The 17,044-nt window shown below is 66.0% G+C and carries 14 protein-coding genes; 11 read left to right on the forward strand and 3 right to left on the reverse strand.

The window, feature by feature from the left end; genetic code table 11:
• Window positions 1-146: 146 nt before the first annotated feature.
• The 3 genes from IC50_RS14075 (at window position 147) to IC50_RS14085 (ending at window position 3,890) form a co-directional block, all read left to right on the forward strand.
• Window positions 147-1,283 carry a hypothetical protein gene (locus tag IC50_RS14075; RefSeq protein ID WP_035705319.1) on the forward strand — a complete coding sequence of 379 codons (1,137 nt, stop codon included), beginning with the start codon at window positions 147-149 and terminating at the stop codon, window positions 1,281-1,283.
• Window positions 1,284-1,346: 63 nt separating this feature from the next.
• A complete protein-coding gene (locus IC50_RS14080; protein WP_035705286.1) occupies window positions 1,347-1,625 on the forward strand; it encodes a membrane protein in 279 nt (92 codons plus the stop codon).
• Between the two features lie 255 nt (window positions 1,626-1,880).
• Window positions 1,881-3,890 carry a putative bifunctional diguanylate cyclase/phosphodiesterase gene (locus IC50_RS14085; protein WP_035705290.1) on the forward strand — a complete coding sequence of 670 codons (2,010 nt, stop codon included), beginning with the start codon at window positions 1,881-1,883 and terminating at the stop codon, window positions 3,888-3,890.
• A 7-nt stretch (window positions 3,891-3,897) separates the two neighbouring features.
• Here the strand turns inward: IC50_RS14085 and hutU are convergent, their stop codons facing one another.
• The 3 genes from hutU to hutI are packed head-to-tail and all read right to left on the reverse strand — an operon-like array spanning window position 3,898 to window position 8,352.
• Complete coding sequence (gene hutU / locus IC50_RS14090; protein ID WP_035705292.1) at window positions 3,898-5,568, reverse strand: urocanate hydratase; 1,671 nt, start codon at window positions 5,566-5,568, stop codon at window positions 3,898-3,900.
• 13 nt (window positions 5,569-5,581) lie between these two features.
• Window positions 5,582-7,141, reverse strand: a complete 1,560-nt coding sequence (gene hutH / locus IC50_RS14095; protein ID WP_035705294.1) for a histidine ammonia-lyase — start codon at window positions 7,139-7,141, stop codon at window positions 5,582-5,584.
• On the reverse strand, window positions 7,138-8,352 hold the full coding sequence (gene hutI / locus IC50_RS14100) for an imidazolonepropionase (RefSeq protein WP_035705296.1): 1,215 nt from the start codon (window positions 8,350-8,352) through the stop codon (window positions 7,138-7,140). The genes hutH and hutI overlap by 4 nt, the downstream gene beginning before the upstream one ends.
• Window positions 8,353-8,434: 82 nt before the next feature.
• Here hutI and IC50_RS14105 point away from each other — a divergent pair, with 82 nt between their 5' ends.
• From IC50_RS14105 to IC50_RS14140, 8 genes are all read left to right on the forward strand, one after another.
• Window positions 8,435-9,793 (forward strand): formimidoylglutamate deiminase, encoded by a 1,359-nt coding sequence (locus tag IC50_RS14105; protein ID WP_035705298.1) that lies wholly within the window; start codon window positions 8,435-8,437, stop codon window positions 9,791-9,793.
• The gene (hutC, locus tag IC50_RS14110; protein WP_035705299.1) at window positions 9,790-10,518 is read left to right on the forward strand and encodes a histidine utilization repressor; all 729 of its coding nucleotides are present in this window, start codon (window positions 9,790-9,792) and stop codon (window positions 10,516-10,518) included. Before IC50_RS14105 ends, hutC begins: the two co-directional genes overlap by 4 nt.
• Window positions 10,519-10,626: 108 nt before the next feature.
• On the forward strand, window positions 10,627-11,571 hold the full coding sequence (locus tag IC50_RS14115; protein WP_035705300.1) for an ABC transporter substrate-binding protein: 945 nt from the start codon (window positions 10,627-10,629) through the stop codon (window positions 11,569-11,571).
• A 71-nt stretch (window positions 11,572-11,642) separates the two neighbouring features.
• A complete protein-coding gene (locus tag IC50_RS14120) occupies window positions 11,643-12,416 on the forward strand; it encodes an ABC transporter permease (protein ID WP_035705301.1) in 774 nt (257 codons plus the stop codon).
• Window positions 12,413-13,198 (forward strand): ABC transporter ATP-binding protein, encoded by a 786-nt coding sequence (locus tag IC50_RS14125; RefSeq protein ID WP_035705302.1) that lies wholly within the window; start codon window positions 12,413-12,415, stop codon window positions 13,196-13,198. Before IC50_RS14120 ends, IC50_RS14125 begins: the two co-directional genes overlap by 4 nt.
• Window positions 13,191-14,423: a Zn-dependent hydrolase gene (locus IC50_RS14130; protein ID WP_035705303.1), complete on the forward strand. Its 1,233-nt coding sequence runs from the start codon at window positions 13,191-13,193 to the stop codon at window positions 14,421-14,423. The genes IC50_RS14125 and IC50_RS14130 overlap by 8 nt, the downstream gene beginning before the upstream one ends.
• Before the next feature lie 117 nt (window positions 14,424-14,540).
• Window positions 14,541-15,701: an MFS transporter gene (locus IC50_RS14135; protein ID WP_035705304.1), complete on the forward strand. Its 1,161-nt coding sequence runs from the start codon at window positions 14,541-14,543 to the stop codon at window positions 15,699-15,701.
• 250 nt (window positions 15,702-15,951) lie between these two features.
• Window positions 15,952-17,044: ATP-binding protein (locus IC50_RS14140; RefSeq protein WP_035705306.1), on the forward strand; the 1,093-nt coding region annotated here is incomplete at its 3' end.

The following is a 17,044-nucleotide window of genomic DNA, read 5'->3' on the forward strand; positions in this document are numbered from 1 at the left end:
GGGCGCGTGGATGTTCTGCAATTGGTCCTCCCTACATTGACACGGGTGTGACGGCCGGGGCAGGTTTTGCCATTGCTGGCGAATCAGCGATTGCCCAACGCCGAGTACCACTTGGACAACTCCCAGTGCTTTCGAGACTGATATCGTTGCTGCGCCGCATCCCTGCGGTGAACTGGGCGCTTACCCGACTTCGGCCCTTGCCGCACAGCGGCAGCATTGACGTCGCGCCGATCGCCACAGACGCTTCGCCCGCCATCATCGATGATGTCGCGGCCACGGCTCAAGCTTCAATCGCCGCGATCAGCACCGACCCGGTGCGCGACGACGCTGACCTCGCCACCCAGGCTCCGGTCGCGGAGAACGATGCGCCTGTGAATGTCGTCGCAGAGAATCCGTCCGACGATAGCTGTATCAGCGACGACTCATCTCCGGAGAGGGCGACGGAAATCGAGGCGCCCGCAACGCCGCCGGTAGCCGAGGAGGTGTTGGCTTCGTCGGCCGACGCAGAGAACGAGCCAGTTGCGGACGCTGATCTCGCCATCATCGGCGATGCATCGCCCGCTGGCACGCCCGCGGAAATCGATTCAGTCGTCGCAGAAGAGGCTGCGGTTTCATCATCAGACGTCGCGACCGCTTCGACTGATGTCCCTGATGCCGTCATCGAGGCTGCCCCCTCGCTCAACCTTTCCGCCGAGGTCGAATCGGTCCCCGTCGAAGCAATCCCGGTCCTCCTCGGCGACGCCAATAGCGCCGCGGCTGATGTTTCTGAAGCCAGGGCCGACCCAGCGCTCATCGTCGAGATCGCACCGGCCCCTGCAAACGATGTTCAGCTCGTCACAGCCATTGCGACGGCGGCCAACGAGTCAGCCAGCGCCGTCACCGACATCGATCCGGCTCCGGCGCTCGAGTCTCCTGCTCCGGAGATCCGCAGCGCACCGAAACTGCGCGCGAGAGCTGCGGAGCCCGCCGATCGCGCCGCCCTGATCCGGCAGCGCTGGGCGGAGACCGGAATCAGGATGTGGAATCCGCGGCTTCACGGCTCCGGCGAGGCCGCGCTGAACATCCAGGGAAGCGTCGGGCTGCTGCCGCCGGCGCCCGGCGAGACGATGCCGCGCTACGACAAGCTGGAATTCAAGATGCTCGGCGGGCAGATCGTCTGCGAGGGCTTCATCGTCGAGGCGCCCGCGCAGGCGAGCCATCGCAGTTTCACCCGGCTCGCCGAGCCCGGGAGAATCGAGCGCGTTCGCGAACCGGCGCGTGAACGCCAGGCCGCTTTGGCCTGATCCTTTCTCCTGCGACCACCGCCACGATGTGCTAGGTTGAACTCCCGACACGGGAGGTCGCATATGCGCGCAAGGCCGTTGCTTCTGGTCGTGATCGCCTTCTCCATCTCACAGCCAGCGCTCGCCGCGAGCAAACGGCCACATCCTGCAGCCACGGCCGTTCCCGCCACCGATCCGGCTGCGCCCTACAAGGCCGATCGGCTCTCGTCCTCGCGCGGAGAGACCATCCTCGACACGCCCGGCCAGACCACGGTGCTAACGCGACAGGTGCTCGACGACATGAACGCAACCAGCCTGAGAGGCGCCATGCGCTCGACCGCCGGGGTGACGATCGGGCGCTGAGAGGTGCGGCAAGACGTTGCGCCGACCCGCATGGTTAGCAGAGCGTAGCGGCGGCCCTGCAGGACTTTGCAGCCGACGCGCCTCCTGACGCGTCCCCTGATCGTTAACGCCGCCTCACCAATGCAAGCGACCGGAAACATCTGCGATAGCGCGCAACCTGCGCTGGCTTCCGGTGCAGGATCGATCTAACGCGCCCTTTACCCCTGCCATGCAAGATCGGCCGCGTTTTCGGGGGAATCCGGGGCTCGTATTTCAATGCCTGTTGCCGATTTGAAGTCTCGCTTTGCCGCCGCAATGCAGCTGTTTCGCGTTCCGGCGGACAACCCGGACCTGACGCGCGCGCAGTTCGATGCCTTCTCGAAGCAGATCCCGCTGCTCTACTTCATCCTCATGAGCAATACGATCGCCGTCGCCTATACGTATGTGAACGTGGCGCCGGACTGGCTGACGATGATCGTGCCGAGCGTGCTGACCGTGCTCGCGGGCTTGCGGACCTTTTGGTGGCTGCGTCAGCGTCACCTCGTGCGCAGCGACGCCGACATCCTGCGCAATCTGCGCGCCACCAACTGGCTGACCCTGCCGATCGGCGCCGGTTTCACCGCCTGGTCCTTCGCGCTCTACCCCTACGGCGATCCGTTCGCCAAGAGCCAGGTCGCTTTCTACATGGCAGTCACCGTGATCGGCTGCATCTTTTCGCTGATGCATCTGCGCTCGGCAGCGCTGATCGTGACGCTGATCGTCGACGTGCCCTATGTGCTGTTCTTCTTCGCCACCGGCGAGCCGACGCTGAAGGCGATCGCCGTCAACAACCTGCTGGTTTCCGGCGCGATGGTGACGGTGCTGTTCATTTACTACCGCGACTTCGCCGATCTCGTCGTCAGCCGCAAATCGCTGCTGGCACAACAGGCGGCGACGCAGGCGCTCTCGGACGAGAACTTCCGCCTCGCCAATCTCGATTCCCTCACGGAGCTGCCGAACCGCCGCCGCTTCTTCGCCGAGCTGTCGAGCGCCTTCACCGATGCCGAGCGCAGGACCGTTCGCGTCGCGGTCGGCATCATCGACCTCGACGGCTTCAAGCCGATCAACGACAATTACGGCCACTCGGTCGGCGACCGCGTCCTGATCGAGGCGGGCCGCCGCATCCGCGAGGTCTGCGAGGGCTTCGGCCCGCAACGCGTGGAGTTCGCCCGGCTCGGCGGCGACGAATTCGGACTCGTCGTGTGCGGCGATCCCGATGATGCAGATCTGATGCGGCTCGGCGAACGCATCGCCAGCCACGTCAAGCTGCCCTACCAGCTCGACACCGCCCATACCGGATTGTCCTGCTCGATCGGCTTCGCATCGTTCCCGGACTCCGCGACGACGTCGGAAGCGCTCTATGAATGCGCCGATTACTCGCTCTACCACGCCAAGCGCCACCTGCGCGGCCGCACCGTGATCTTCTCGAGCGAGCTCGAGGCCGAGATCCGCAGCCGCGGCGTCATCGAGAATTTGCTGCGCACGGCAAATTTCAGCACCGAGATGGAGCTGGTGTTCCAGCCGATCGTCGACGCCATGAGCGAGCACACCGCCGGCTTCGAGGTCCTGGCGCGCTGGCACAGCTCTCGCCTCGGCCTGGTTTCACCGGCCGATTTCATTCCGGCCGCCGAGCGCATCGGCCTGATCAGGCCGTTGACGCAGGCGCTGCTGGTTCGCGCGCTCGCGACCGCCAGAACCTGGCCCGATCACATCCGCCTGTCGTTCAACCTCTCCGCCCACGACATCTGCGCGGCCGAGGGCATTCTGCCGCTGATCCCCATCATCGAGAAGAGCGGACTGCCGCCGCACCGGATCGATTTCGAGATCACCGAGACCGCCGTCACTTTCGACTTCATGCGCGCACAGCAGTCGATCGCGACGCTGAAGGCGATGGGTTGCGGCATTTCGCTGGACGATTTCGGCACCGGCTATTCCTCGCTGAGCCACGTGCATCGGTTGCCGCTCGACAAGATCAAGATCGACCGCAGCTTCGTCGCCGAGATCAACGAGAATCCGGTGAGCCACAAGATCATCAAATCGCTCACGGGCCTGTGCGACGACATGGAGATCGCCTGCGTCGTCGAGGGCGTCGAGACCCGCGCCCAGCTCGACAGCCTGCGCCGCCTGGGATGCGACTTCATCCAGGGCTATTATTTCGCAAAGCCCATGCCGGGCGATGCGATCGGCGACTATCTCGCCAGGGAAGGCCAGCGCCTCGAACAAGCCGGGGCCAGGGTCGTGGCGTGAGCCGCGACTACTTCGGCAGACTCGGCAGATCGAGCCCCTTGTCCCGGGCGCAGTCGATCGCGATGTCGTAACCCGCGTCGGCGTGACGCATGACGCCGCTCGCAGGGTCGTTCCACAGCACGCGCTCGATGCGCTTCGCCGCTTCCGGCGTGCCGTCGGCGACGATCACCATGCCGGCGTGCTGGGAATAGCCGATGCCGACGCCGCCGCCATGATGCAGCGACACCCAGGTCGCGCCGCTGGCGCAATTGAGCAGCGCGTTGAGCAGGGGCCAGTCGGACACGGCGTCCGAGCCGTCCTTCATCGCCTCGGTCTCGCGGTTGGGGCTGGCGACCGAACCGCTATCGAGATGATCGCGGCCGATCACGATCGGTGCTTTCAACTCTCCCCGTGCCACCATCTCGTTGAAGGCGAGGCCGAGGCGATGGCGATCACCGAGGCCGACCCAGCAGATCCGCGCCGGCAGGCCCTGGAACTTGATGCGCTCCTTCGCCATGTCGAGCCAATTGTGCAGATGCTTGTCGTCAGACATCAGCTCCTTCACCTTGGCATCGGTCTTGAAGATGTCCTCGGGATCGCCCGAGAGCGCGGCCCAGCGGAACGGCCCGATGCCGCGGCAGAACAGGGGGCGGATATAGGCGGGGACGAAGCCGGGGAAATCGAAGGCGTTGTTCAGGCCCATGTCCTGCGCCATCTGGCGAATGTTGTTGCCGTAGTCGAGCGTAGGAATGCCCTGCGCATGGAAATCCAGCATGGCCTGGACATGATCGACCATCGAAATCTTCGAGGCACGCTCGACCGCCTTCGGATCGGACGCGCGCCTGGCTTCCCAATCGGCGAGCGTCCACCCCTTCGGCAAGTACCCGTTGATCGGATCATGCGCGCTGGTCTGGTCGGTGACGATGTCGGGCTTGACGCCGCGGCGAACCAGCTCCGGGAAAATCTCTGCGGCATTGCCGAGCAGGCCGACCGAGACCGCCTTCTTCGTCTTCGCGGCCTCTGCCATGATCGCGAGCGCCTCGTCGAGCGTTGCGGCCTGGCGATCGAGATAGCCGGTGCGCAGGCGCATCTCGATGCGGCTCGGCTGGCATTCGACCGCGAGCATCGAAGCCCCGGCCATGGTCGCGGCCAGCGGCTGCGCGCCACCCATGCCGCCAAGGCCGGCGGTGAGGATCCATTTGCCCGCGAGGCTGCCGCCATAATGGCGACGGCCGACCTCGACGAAGGTCTCGTAGGTGCCCTGCACGATGCCCTGGCTGCCGATATAGATCCATGACCCCGCCGTCATCTGGCCGTACATCATCAGGCCCTGGCGATCGAGCTCGTTGAAATGATCGAGCGTCGCCCAGTGTGGCACGATGTTGGAGTTCGCGATCAGCACGCGCGGCGCATCGGCATGGGTGCGGAACACGCCGACCGGCTTGCCGGACTGAACCAGCAGCGTCTGGTCGCCTTCGAGCTTGCGCAAGGCCGCGACGATCCGGTCGAAGCTTTCCCAGTCGCGCGCGGCGCGGCCGATGCCGCCATAGACGACCAATTCGCTCGGACGCTCCGCGACATCCGGATCGAGATTGTTCATCAGCATGCGCAAGGGAGCTTCCGTCAGCCAGCTCCTGGAGCTGATATCGCTGCCGCGGGGCGCGCGGATGGTGCGGTCATTGTCCAGTCGGCGGTTCATGCGGAGCACCTCTTCAGTCGAGTCGCGGAAACGGATCGGTTGAAAGCGCGGCAGTCGCGACGCCCGGCAGCATGTCGGCCTCGATCAACGCAGCCGCCCTGGCGAGATCGCCGGCCATGTAGCGGTCGATACCGAGTGCCGGCACCTGCTCGCGCAGCGCCGCGATGACGGCAGCGAGTGGCCCGCTTGTCGCATGCGGCGCGCGCAGCGTGATGCCCTGGGCGGCGACCAGAAGCTCGATGCCGAGAATGGCGGCGAGATTGTCGGCCATGTCGGACAGGCGCCGCGCGGCATGCGCGGCCATCGAGACGTGATCTTCCTGATTGGCGCTGGTCGGGGTCGAGTCGATCGAGCAGGCAGCTGCGCGCTGCTTGTTCTCGGCATAGAGCGCGGCCGCCGTGACTTCGGCGATCATGAAGCCGGAATTGATGCCGGGATCGGGGGTGAGGAACGGCGGCAGGCCGAAATTCAGCGTGGGATCGACCAGCGTCGCAATGCGCCGCTCGCTGGTCGCGCCGATCTCCGACAGCGCCAGCGCGATTGTATCGGCGGCAAAGGCCACCGGCTCGGCGTGGAAATTGCCGCCGGAGACGATCTCACCGGTCTCGACCAGCACCAGCGGATTGTCGGTGACGGCGTTGGCCTCGACGATCAGGGTGCGCGCGGCCTGCGTGATCAGGTCGAGCGCAGCGCCCGCGACTTGCGGCTGGCAGCGCAGGCAATAGGGATCCTGCACGCGCTCGTCGCCTTCGAGGTGCGAGAGGCGGATGTCGCTGCCGTCCAGCAGCGCCGTCAACGTCGCAGCCGCGGCGATCTGCCCGGCATGGCCGCGCAACGCCTGGATCTCGGGGCGGAACGGCGCCGTCGAGGCCATCGCCGCGTCCACTGACAATGCGCCGGTGACAAGCGCGGCCCGCGTCAGGCGAAATGCGCGCAGCACGCCAGATATGGCGTAGGCGGTCGAGAATTGCGTGCCGTTGATCAGCGCAAGACCTTCCTTGGGCCCGAGGGTCAGCGGCGCAAGGCCGGCAGCTGCCAGCGCTTCAGCGCCGGACACGGTTTTCCCGTCCACGATCGCCTGGCCCTCGCCGATCATCACCGCGGTCATATGCGCGAGCGGCGCGAGATCACCGGAGGCGCCGACCGAGCCCTGCTGCGGCACCAGTGGATGGACGCCGCATGCCAACATTCCCTGCAGCTGCTCGATCACCACGGGGCGAACGCCGGAGGCGCCGCGGCCGAGCGAGATGATCTTCAGCGCCATCATCAGGCGGACGATCGATTCGGGTGTCGCCGGGCCGACGCCGCAGCAATGCGAGAGGATCAGGTTACGCTGGAGTCGCGCGGTCTGATCGGGCGGAATGCGCTTCGAGGCCAGCTTCCCAAAGCCGGTGTTGATGCCGTAGACGGGGACGTCGGCTCGCGCGGCCTTGGCGACGATCTCCGCAGCCGCCTCGACGCGCGGCCAACATGATGGATCGAGGATGACCGAAGCGCCCGCGAGCACCCGCGCGAGATGATCCAAGCTGACCGTCCCCGGCGTGACGACGATCGTTGCGTCCTGCTCCCTCATTGTCCCCTCCACACCCGGCGGTGCAGCGGATTGAAGCCGATGCGGTAGACGAGCTCGGCGGGCCGCTCGATGTCCCAGATCGCAAGGTCACACCATTTGCCTGCCTCCAGCGTACCGGCCTCGTCGAGGACGCCGAGCGCGCGCGCGCCTTCGCGGGTGACGCCGGCGAGGCATTCAGCCACAGTCATCCGGAACAGCGTAGCTCCCATGTTCATCGCGAGCAGTAGCGAGGTCAGCGGCGAGCTGCCGGGATTGCAGTCGGTCGCCAGCGCCATGGGAACGCCATGTTTGCGGAACGTCTCCACCGGCGGCTTCTGCGTCTCGCGAATGAAATAGAACGCACCCGGCAGCAGCACCGCAACCGTGCCGGCCTTCGCCATTGCCGCCGCGCCGGCCTCGTCCGTGTGCTCCAGATGATCGGCCGAGAGCGCCGAGAATTTCGCGGCCAGCGCGGCGCCGCCGAGATTCGAGAGCTGGTCGGCATGGAGCTTGACCGGCAGTCCAAGTCCCCTCGCCGTCTCGAACACGCGTGCGGTCTGCTCGGCCGAGAATGCGATGCCCTCCATGAAGGCGTCAACGGCATCGGCGAGGCCTGCCTTTGCAACCGCCGGCAACATCTCCTTGCAGACGAGATCGATGTAACGGTCCTTGTCGCCGTCCGCCTCCACCGGCAGCGCATGTGCGCCAAGAAAGGATGTGCGGATCGCAACCGGTCGTCGGCCTCCGAGGCTGCGCGCGGCTGCGAGCTGCCGCATCTCGGTAGCAGTGTCGAGGCCGTAGCCCGACTTGATCTCGACCGTGGTTGCGCCCTCGCCGATCAACGCATCCAGCCGCGGCAGCGCGCTTGCGACGAGATCGGCCTCGCTCGCCTTGCGCGTCGCGGCCACCGTAGAGACGATGCCGCCACCGGCGCGCGCGATCTCCTCATAGCTCGCGCCCTTCAGGCGCAGCTCGAATTCGTGCGCGCGGTTGCCACCGTAGACGAGATGGGTGTGGCAGTCGACGAGGCCGGGCGTGATCCAGCGGCCCTCGCAGTCGATCCGTTCGGCGGCATCGGCATCCGCCGGAAAATCGGTTTGCGCGCCGGCATAGACGATGCGACCGCCGCGCACGGCGATCACGCCCCGTTCGATCTCACCGAGATCGGGACGGTCGGCTCGTAGCGTGGCGAGCCGGGCATTGTGCCAGATCCGGTCGAAGCGCTCTGCCATGCAACGGCCCCTTCGTGGGATGCTTGACTTATATGTCTAGACATATAATCGTGGGACGGTTCTGTCCAGCCGGCGTGTAATCATGACCCGACTGCATTTCGCCTCCGCGCTCCTGCCCTCGGGCTGGGCCAATGACGTGCAGGTGGTGATCACCGCCGGCGCGATCGCGGAGGTGACGCCGGGCGTGGCCCCGGTCGCCGGCGACGAGCGCCACCAAGTCGCGCTTCCGGGACTTGCGAGCCTGCACAGCCACGCGTTCCAGCGCGGCATGGCGGGACTTGCGGAGTTGCGCGGCGACAGCACCGACACGTTCTGGACCTGGCGCGAGACGATGTACCGCTTCGCGCTGGCGATGACGCCCGACGACGTCGCCGCCGTCGCGGCGCTGCTTTATGTGGAAATGCTCGAGCGGGGCTTCACCCGCGTCGGCGAATTCCACTATCTCCATCACGATTGCGACGGCTCGCCCTATGCCGATCCTGCCGAGATGGCCGCACGCATTGCGCAGGCTGCCGAAGCATCGGGCATCGCCCTCACGCTGCTGCCGACTTTCTATGCGCATGGCTCGTTTGGGGGAGCAGCACCGCATGCCGGCCAGCGTCGCTTCATCTGCTCGGTCGATCAGTTCGCGGCATTGATGACTGCCTCACGCAAGGCGATCAGTGCATTGCCCGGCGCCAACGTCGGCATCGCGCCGCACAGCCTGCGCGCGGTGATGCCGGAGGAACTGGCGGCGATCATTCCGCTGGCCGAAGGCGGGCCGGTGCACATCCATGCTGCCGAGCAGGTGAAGGAAGTCGAGGATTGCCTCGCCTGGTCGAGCCGCCGTCCGGTGCAGTGGCTGCTGGAGCACGCGCCGGTCGATCAGCGCTGGTGCCTCATCCACGCGACCCACACGACGGATGAGGAGGTCGCCGCGTTCGCGAGGACTGGTGCAGTGGCGGGCCTGTGTCCCATCACGGAAGCGAGCCTCGGCGACGGCATCTTCCCGGCGCGCGAATTTCTTGCCGCCGGCGGTGAGTTCGGTGTGGGCACTGATTCCAACGTGCTGGTGGGCGTCGCCGACGAGCTCCGTCAGCTCGAATACGGCCAACGTCAGAAACATCGCGAGCGCAACGTGCTCTCCAGCGGCGCGGGCCGTTCGACCGGACGCACGCTGTTCGATCATGCGCTCGCGGGCGGTGCACAGGCGCTGGCGCAGTCGACAGTCGGCCTCACGCTTGGAGCGCGCGCCGACATCGTCACTCTCGACACTGCGCATCCGTCGCTGGCTGGACGTCGGGGAGATGCGGCCATCGACGGCTGGATCTTTGCGGCCGGCAGCGGCGCGATCGATTGCGTCTGGGCCGGCGGCGACAAGGTCGTCGAAGGGGGCCGGCACAGACTGCGTCAGTCATCGCGCGAGTGCTTCAATGCGTCGGTGCGGAGGCTCGTCGCATGAGCCTTGCCACCGATGCGGCCGACAAGCCGACGCTCTACAAGCGCATTCGCGCCGATATCGAGAAGCGCATCCTGACCGGGGAGTGGCCGCCCGGCCATCGCATTCCGTTCGAGCACGAACTGGTTGCGCGCTACGGCTGCTCGCGCATGACCGTGAACAAGGCGCTGTCGGAGCTGGCGCAGGCCGACCTGATCGAGCGGCGCCGCCGTGCCGGCTCGTTCGTGCGCCGGCCGCAGCATCAATCAGCGGTGCTCAAGATTGCCGACATTCGCGCCGAGATCAGCGCGCTCGGCCGCGCCTATGGCTACGAGCTGATCAGCCGCAAGCTGCGTGCGGCGACCACTGCCGATCGCGATCGTCTCGGCGTCAAGAAGGCCGGCAAGGTGGTCGCGATCACCTGCCGGCACAGCGCAGACAACGTGCCCTTCGCTGCGGAGGACAGGCTGATCGACCTGTCGTCCGTTCCGGATGCCGCGACCGCGGATTTTTCGCGCGAGCCGCCCGGTTCCTGGCTGCTTCACCATGTCCCATGGACCGAGGCCGAGCACACGATCAGCGCCATCGTCGCGGACGATCGCACCGCGGAGGCGCTCGACATCGCCGTCGGCGCGCCCTGCCTCGTCATCGACCGCTACACCTGGCGCAGCGCACGCACGATCACCGCCGTGCGCCTGCTTTATCCCGGTGATTCTCACCGCCTTGTCGCGCGATTCAAGGGAGGCTGAGAGATATGTCGGCACAAATCGTGCAACGCTTCGGGCAACGGTCCAGATGGGCCGACATGAAGAGATCAACACGGCGTCAATCCATCGATCGGTAAGAGGACGACAATCATGCGTAGCTCAAAAGTATTTGCGACAATCATTGCTCTCGCGGCCTCCACTCCGGCGCTCGCCGACGACGTCAAGGTCGGCATCGGCATCTCCGGATGGACCGGCTTCGCGCCGCTGACGCTGGCGAAGGAGGCGGGCATCTTCAAGAAGAACGGCCTCGACGTCACCATCAAGAAGATTCCGCAGAAGGACCGGCATCTCGCCATCGCGTCCGGAGACATCCAGTGCGCCGCGACCACGGTCGAGACCTGGATCTCCTGGAACGCCAACGGCGTTGCGACCAAGCAGATCTTCCAGCTCGACAAGAGCTATGGTGCCGACGGCATGGCCGTGCGCAACGACGTCGCCGCGATCAAGGATCTGAAGGGCAAGACCGTCGCCGCTTCCGCGCCCGGCACCTCGCCCTATTTCGCGCTGGCCTGGATGCTCAAGAAGAACGGCCTCACCGTGAAGGATGTCACCGTCGTCAACCTCGAGCCGGCCGCGGCCGCGCAGGCTTTCGTCGCCGGCCAGAACGATGCCGCGATGACCTATGAGCCATATCTGTCGACGGTGCGTACCGCGCCCGACAAGGGCAAGATCATCGCAACCACGCTCGACTACCCGATGGTGATGGACACTTTCGGCTGCACGCCGAAGTTCCTGACGGATAATTCCAAGGCCGCCAAGGCGCTCGCCGACAGCTATTTCGAGGCGCTCGACATGATCGCCAAGGACCAGGCCAAGGCCTACGAGATCATGGGTGCCGACGTGAAGCAGACCGGCGAGCAGTTCGGCAACTCGGCGAAATATCTGCGCTGGCAGGACAAGGCCGCGAACCAGAAGTTCTTCGCCGGCGACTTCCTGACCTTCAACAAGGACGCCGCCGAACTCCTGCTCGAGATCGGCATCATCAAGGCCGCGCCGAAGGTCGAGGACCTCTACGACGCGAGCTTCATCAAGTAAGTCTCTGCAAGCCGCCGGTTCCGCCTGGAGGGGGAGCCGGCTCTTGATCGACTATTCGGATAGACAGTTTGATGCGTCCCCTGGACCCTGTTACATCGAGGCAGCGCGTGGCCTATGGCCTCGCGTTCTTCGTGCTGTTCGTTGCGCTCTGGTCATGGGCGACGCTCGGCGGCCATGTGTCGAAGACCTTTCTCGCCAACCCGCTGACCATGGTGCAGGAAGGCTTCGACCTGCTGACCAAGCAGGGATTCGCGTTCGACATCGGCATGACGATCTGGCGTGTCGTCGGCGGCTTTGTCCTCGCGGCGATCATCGCGGTGCCGCTCGGCGTGCTGATGGGCGCCTACAAGCCGGTCGAGGCGTTCCTCGAACCGTTCGTGTCCTTCGCCCGCTATCTGCCTGCCTCCGCCTTCATCCCGCTCCTGATCCTGTGGGCGGGCATCGGCGAGCTGCAGAAGCTGCTCGTCATCTTCATCGGCTCGGTGTTCCAGGTGATCCTGATGGTCGCGGTCACCGTGGGCACCACGCGACGCGATCTGGTCGAGGCGGCCTATACGCTGGGCGCTGGCGACCGCGGCATCATCCGCCGCGTGCTGCTGCCTTCCTCCGCGCCCGAGATCGCCGAGATCCTGCGGCTGGTGCTGGGCTGGGCCTGGACCTACGTCATCGTCGCCGAGCTGATCGGCTCGTCCTCCGGCATCGGCCACATGATCACCGACAGCCAGGCGCTGCTCAACACCGGCCAGATCATCTTCGGCATCATCGTGATCGGACTGATCGGCCTCCTCTCGGACTTCCTGTTCAAGGCGTTCAACGCCTGGCTGTTTCCGTGGAGGCTCGCATGACGATCCTCAAGATCGAACAAGTCTCGCGCACCTTCCCCGCGCGCCACGGCAACGCGCCGACCCGGGCGCTGGAGCCGACCGACCTCATCATCGGCAACAACGACTTCGTCACCATCCTCGGCCCGTCCGGTTGTGGCAAGTCGACGCTGCTGCGCATCGTCGCCGGCCTCGACCGTCCGACCAGCGGCCACGTCACGCTCGACGGGCGCGTGGTGACCGGCCCGGGCGCCGATCGCGGCATGGTGTTCCAGTCCTACACGCTGTTCCCCTGGCTGACGGTGCGAGAGAACATCGCCTTCGGCCTGCGCGAGCGTGGCGTGTCCGAGGCGGAGCGAAACAAGGTCGCGGATGCCTTCATCCGCCGGATCGGATTGTCCGGTTTCGAGAACCACTGGCCGAAGCAGCTCTCCGGAGGCATGCAGCAGCGCACCGCGATCGCGCGCGCGCTCGCCAACGATCCGAAGATCCTGTTGCTCGACGAGCCCTTCGGCGCGCTGGACAACCAGACCCGCGCCTTGATGCAGGAGATGCTGCTGGGGATCTGGGAGCGCGACCAGAAGACGGTGCTGTTCGTGACCCACGACATCGAGGAAGCCATCTTCCTCGGCAGCCGCGTCATCGTCATGAGCGCGCGTCCGGGCCGCATCAAGGCCGAGATCAATGTGGACCTGCCGCATCCGCGCTCCTACAAGATCAAGACCACGCCAGAATTCGTCCAGCTCAAGGAACGGCTGGTCGAGGAGATCCGCACCGAGGCGCTGAAGGTTGCCGAACATGCCTGACACTCAGCCCCGCGCCGACGGGAATCGCGTCCTCGCCGACCTCAATGCACTGCGCGCCATCGGCGCCTACAAGTCCGGCGTGCACAAGCCGACCTTCTCCGAACCGCACAAGCTCTCGCTGGAGTGGCTCGCTCAGAAGCTGCCCGAGGCCGACCTCTCCGCGACGATTGACGGCATCGGCAATGTTTTCGGCAGCAGCGCCAAGCCGGGGCCGAAGCTGCTGGCGGGCTCGCACCTGGAAAGCCAGAACTACGCCGGCTGGCTCGATGGTCCGCTTGGCGTCGTCTACGCGCTCGAGGCAGCGCGCGTGCTCAATCCCGATCCATCGCTCAAGGGCGCGGTGGAAGTCGCCGCCTGGTGCGACGAGGAAGGACATTTCGGCCATTTCCTCGGCTCGCGCTCCTATGTCGGGCAGGTGACCGAAGCCGACATCGACGCTGCACGCGACCGCACCAGCGGCCGCGCCATGCGCGATGCACTTGCCGAGATGGGGCTGGCCGGACGTTCGCGCATCACCGCCCCGCCAGGCCGCCATGTTGGATATCTGGAGGCCCACATCGAGCAGGGCGACACGCTCGAAAGCGGCCGCCTCGCGATCGGCGTCGTCACGTCCATCGTCGGCATCTGGCAGTACCAGATCAATTTTGGCGGCGAACAGAACCACGCCGGCACCACGCGCATGGCGGTGCGGAAGGATGCCGGCCTGGCGCTAGCCAAATTCTGCGTGGCGATCGACCAACGCTTCCCGGCTGCCTGCGGTCCGCGCACGGTCTGGACCACCGGACGCATCACGCTCGATCCGGGCGCGCCGAGCATCATTCCGGGTGGAGCAGAGATGCTGTTCCAGATCCGCGACGACGATCCGGCTGTCATCGCGCGGCTGGAACAGCTGCTGCGGACCATGGCGGACGAGGCCAGTGCGAACGGCCCCTGCACCGTCACCGTTGCGAAGCTGCGCACCGGTGCGCCCGCGATGATGAATTCCGGCTTTCAGGATGCCATCGAGGGTGCGAGCAAGGCCCTGGCCGGCGGACGATCCATCCGCATGCCCAGCGGCGCCGGCCACGATGCGCAGATGCTCGCGACCGTCATGCCCGCGGGCATGCTGTTCGTGCCGTCGATCGGCGGCATCAGCCATCACTGGACCGAGAACACTGCCGACGCCGACATCGTCACCGGCGCAGAGGTCTTTGTCGACGCTTGCCGGCGGATCCTCGGCGGCTAGAACGAGGCTTGCAGCTTTCGAGCGCCAGCCGCGACAATCCGAGCACGCCGCGGACACAAAGCCGCGGCATTTCTCGGCTTTGACCTCCGCCCCGCCCCTGCGTCCCCGGGAGTTCTCATGTCTTCTGCCGACCGGCCGGCGACCCGCCTTGCGACCCGGCTTGCCTTCCTCGTCGCAGGCTTCGGCATCGCGTGCTGGGCGCCGCTGGTGCCGTTCGCGAAGGCGCGGCTCGCTGTCGACGATGGGGTCCTCGGGCTGCTCCTGCTCAGCCTCGGCATCGGCTCGGTCGTCGCGATGCTGCTGACCGGCGTTCTCAGCGCGCGCCACGGCAGCAGACCGATCATCATTGCGAGCGGGCTCGGTCTCGCACTGGTCCTGCCGCTGCTCGCGATCGCAAGCTCGCCCGTATCGCTGGCGCTGGTGCTCTTTGCATTCGGCGCCGCGCTCGGCTCGATCGACGTCGCCATGAACATCCACGCCGTGGAGGTGGAGCGCGCCGCCGGACGCCCGCTGATGTCCGGCTTCCACGCACTGTTCAGCATCGGCGGGTTCGCCGGATCCGCGCTGATGACAGCGCTGCTCTCGCTGCAACTCGGCACGCTCTCCTGCACGCTGATCTGCTCCGTCCTGATGCTGATCGCGATGTTTGTGACCTGGCCGCGCCTGCTTCGCTCAGTACAGGTGCAGGAAGGCCCGTTGTTCGTGCTGCCGCACGGATCGGTGCTGCTGCTTGCGCTGCTCGGCGCCATCACCTTCCTCGTCGAAGGCGCAATGCTCGATTGGAGCGCGCTCCTCGTCATCGGCGCGGGGCTCGTCACCGAGGCGCAGGGCGGAGCCGGCTACATCGCGTTCTCGATCGCGATGACGATAGGCCGGCTCGGCGGCGACGCGCTGGTTGCGCGCATCGGGGACCGCACGACATTGGTCTGGGGCAGCCTCATGGCGATCGCGGGTTTTGTGGTCCTGCTCACGGCGCCCATCGCAGCGGTCGCCATCGGCGGATTCCTGCTGATCGGGCTCGGCACGTCAAACCTCGTGCCGGTGCTGTTCCGCCGGGCGGCGCGGCAAACGGTGATGCCCGCCGGGCTTGCGGTCGCGGCGATCACGACTGCGGGGTACGCAGGGGTCCTGATCGGCCCTGCCGGCGTAGGCTTCGTCGCGCGTCTTGGCGGATTGCCAGTGGCGTTCTGGCTGCTCGCTGCGTTGATGGGCCTCGTCACGTTGTCGGCGCGGATCGTCACGACGGAGCACCGCCAGATGTCGCGCGTCGATGCGTGAGCGCCTTGCGCCGAATTTACGGATGAAAGAGCCAGGAGCCATAGTGGTCCTAGGCGGCGCGTCCGGGCCATCGTCCTGGCATGTCAACCTAAGCCCTTCTTCCACAGGCACTTTTTTGGCAGGCCGACGCAAACCCAAGCCATCTGCGCCGGACTGTCTGCCATGCGGCTTTCGGCCAGTTTACTGGACGCGTCGTTCTGCTAGACCACAACAAAATACCTTTTGACTCCCGTCGAGGGGGCAATGGCACGTGCCAGCTCAAAGTAATCACGACTCGCACATTTCATTCGGGCCATTTCGGCTGTTTCCAAAGTCCCGGCTCCTGGAGAAGGAGGGGGCGCCGCTTCATATCGGCGGCCGCGCGCTCGATATTCTGATCCTGCTTGCCGAGCGCCCCGGTGAAGTCATCGACAAGAGGGAGCTCGTCAAGCGCATCTGGGCCGACGTGAATGTCGACGAGGGCAGTCTGCGCTTCCATGTCGCAGCGCTGCGCAAGGCGCTCGGCGATACCGGCAAGTCGGCCCGCTATGTCCTCAATGTGCCCGGTCGCGGCTATTGCTTTGTCGCTCCGTTCGCCCAGGCGGCTCAACCGGTCCTCTCGGCCGAAATCGTACCTCCTCGCTCCCTGCCTGCTCAGCTTGCGAAGATGATCGGACGAGAGGAGGTCATCGAGAAGATCTCGAATGGACTGACGCTCTATCGCTTCATGACATTGGTCGGCCCGGGCGGCATCGGCAAGACTGCGGTTGCCGTTGCGGTCGGGCATCGCCGCTCGGTGGATTTCGGCGGACGCGTCTTCTTCGTCGACTTCGGTTCGCTGCGGGAGGCCAGCCATGTCACAACCACCATTGCCTCGGTCCTCGGACTGACCACCAGCTCGGAGGACCCGACGCCGGCCCTCCTGACATTTCTGAGGACCGGACCGTCCCTGCTGATCTTCGACAGCTGCGAGCATGTGCTGGACACGCTGGCCCCGCTCGTGGAGCGCATCGTTCGCGAAGCGCCGCAGCTTCGTGTTCTCGCGACCAGCCGCGAGTCGTTCCGCAGCGAAGGCGAGCGGATCTTTCGGCTGTTCCCGCTGGATTGTCCGCCGGAGCGCGAAGGCCTCGATGTTAGCGAGGTTCTCGCCTACCCCGCGGCTCAGCTCTTCGTCGAACGCATCGCGCAGAGCTCGGGCCCGTTCCAGCTCAGCGCTGAAGACGCGCCGCTGGTCGCGAACATCTGCCGGCGCCTCGACGGCATTGCGCTGGCGATCGAGCTCGCGGCGGGCCGTGTCAATGCGTACGGCATCGCCGGCACGGCCTCCCTGCTCGACAGCCGCTTCTCGCTGCAATGGCGGGGGG

The sequence above is a fragment of the Bradyrhizobium genomosp. I (2014) genome (assembly GCF_000261685.1).
Classification (GTDB): domain Bacteria; phylum Pseudomonadota; class Alphaproteobacteria; order Rhizobiales; family Xanthobacteraceae; genus Bradyrhizobium.

Bases quoted from the DNA above. Each gene is read 5' to 3' on its own strand.
- hutI (WP_035705296.1), bottom strand. From the start codon at position 8,352: ATGGCAGAGCGCTTCGACCGGATCTGGCACAATGCCCGGCTCGCCACG.
- IC50_RS14085 (WP_035705290.1), top strand. From the start codon at position 1,881: ATGCCTGTTGCCGATTTGAAGTCTCGCTTTGCCGCCGCAATGCAGCTG.
- hutU (WP_035705292.1), bottom strand. From the start codon at position 5,568: ATGAACCGCCGACTGGACAATGACCGCACCATCCGCGCGCCCCGCGGC.
- IC50_RS14080 (WP_035705286.1), top strand. From the start codon at position 1,347: ATGCGCGCAAGGCCGTTGCTTCTGGTCGTGATCGCCTTCTCCATCTCA.
- hutH (WP_035705294.1), bottom strand. From the start codon at position 7,141: ATGAGGGAGCAGGACGCAACGATCGTCGTCACGCCGGGGACGGTCAGC.
- IC50_RS14135 (WP_035705304.1), top strand. From the start codon at position 14,541: ATGTCTTCTGCCGACCGGCCGGCGACCCGCCTTGCGACCCGGCTTGCC.
- IC50_RS14105 (WP_035705298.1), top strand. From the start codon at position 8,435: ATGACCCGACTGCATTTCGCCTCCGCGCTCCTGCCCTCGGGCTGGGCC.
- hutC (WP_035705299.1), top strand. From the start codon at position 9,790: ATGAGCCTTGCCACCGATGCGGCCGACAAGCCGACGCTCTACAAGCGC.
- IC50_RS14120 (WP_035705301.1), top strand. From the start codon at position 11,643: ATGCGTCCCCTGGACCCTGTTACATCGAGGCAGCGCGTGGCCTATGGC.
- IC50_RS14125 (WP_035705302.1), top strand. From the start codon at position 12,413: ATGACGATCCTCAAGATCGAACAAGTCTCGCGCACCTTCCCCGCGCGC.
- IC50_RS14130 (WP_035705303.1), top strand. From the start codon at position 13,191: ATGCCTGACACTCAGCCCCGCGCCGACGGGAATCGCGTCCTCGCCGAC.
- IC50_RS14115 (WP_035705300.1), top strand. From the start codon at position 10,627: ATGCGTAGCTCAAAAGTATTTGCGACAATCATTGCTCTCGCGGCCTCC.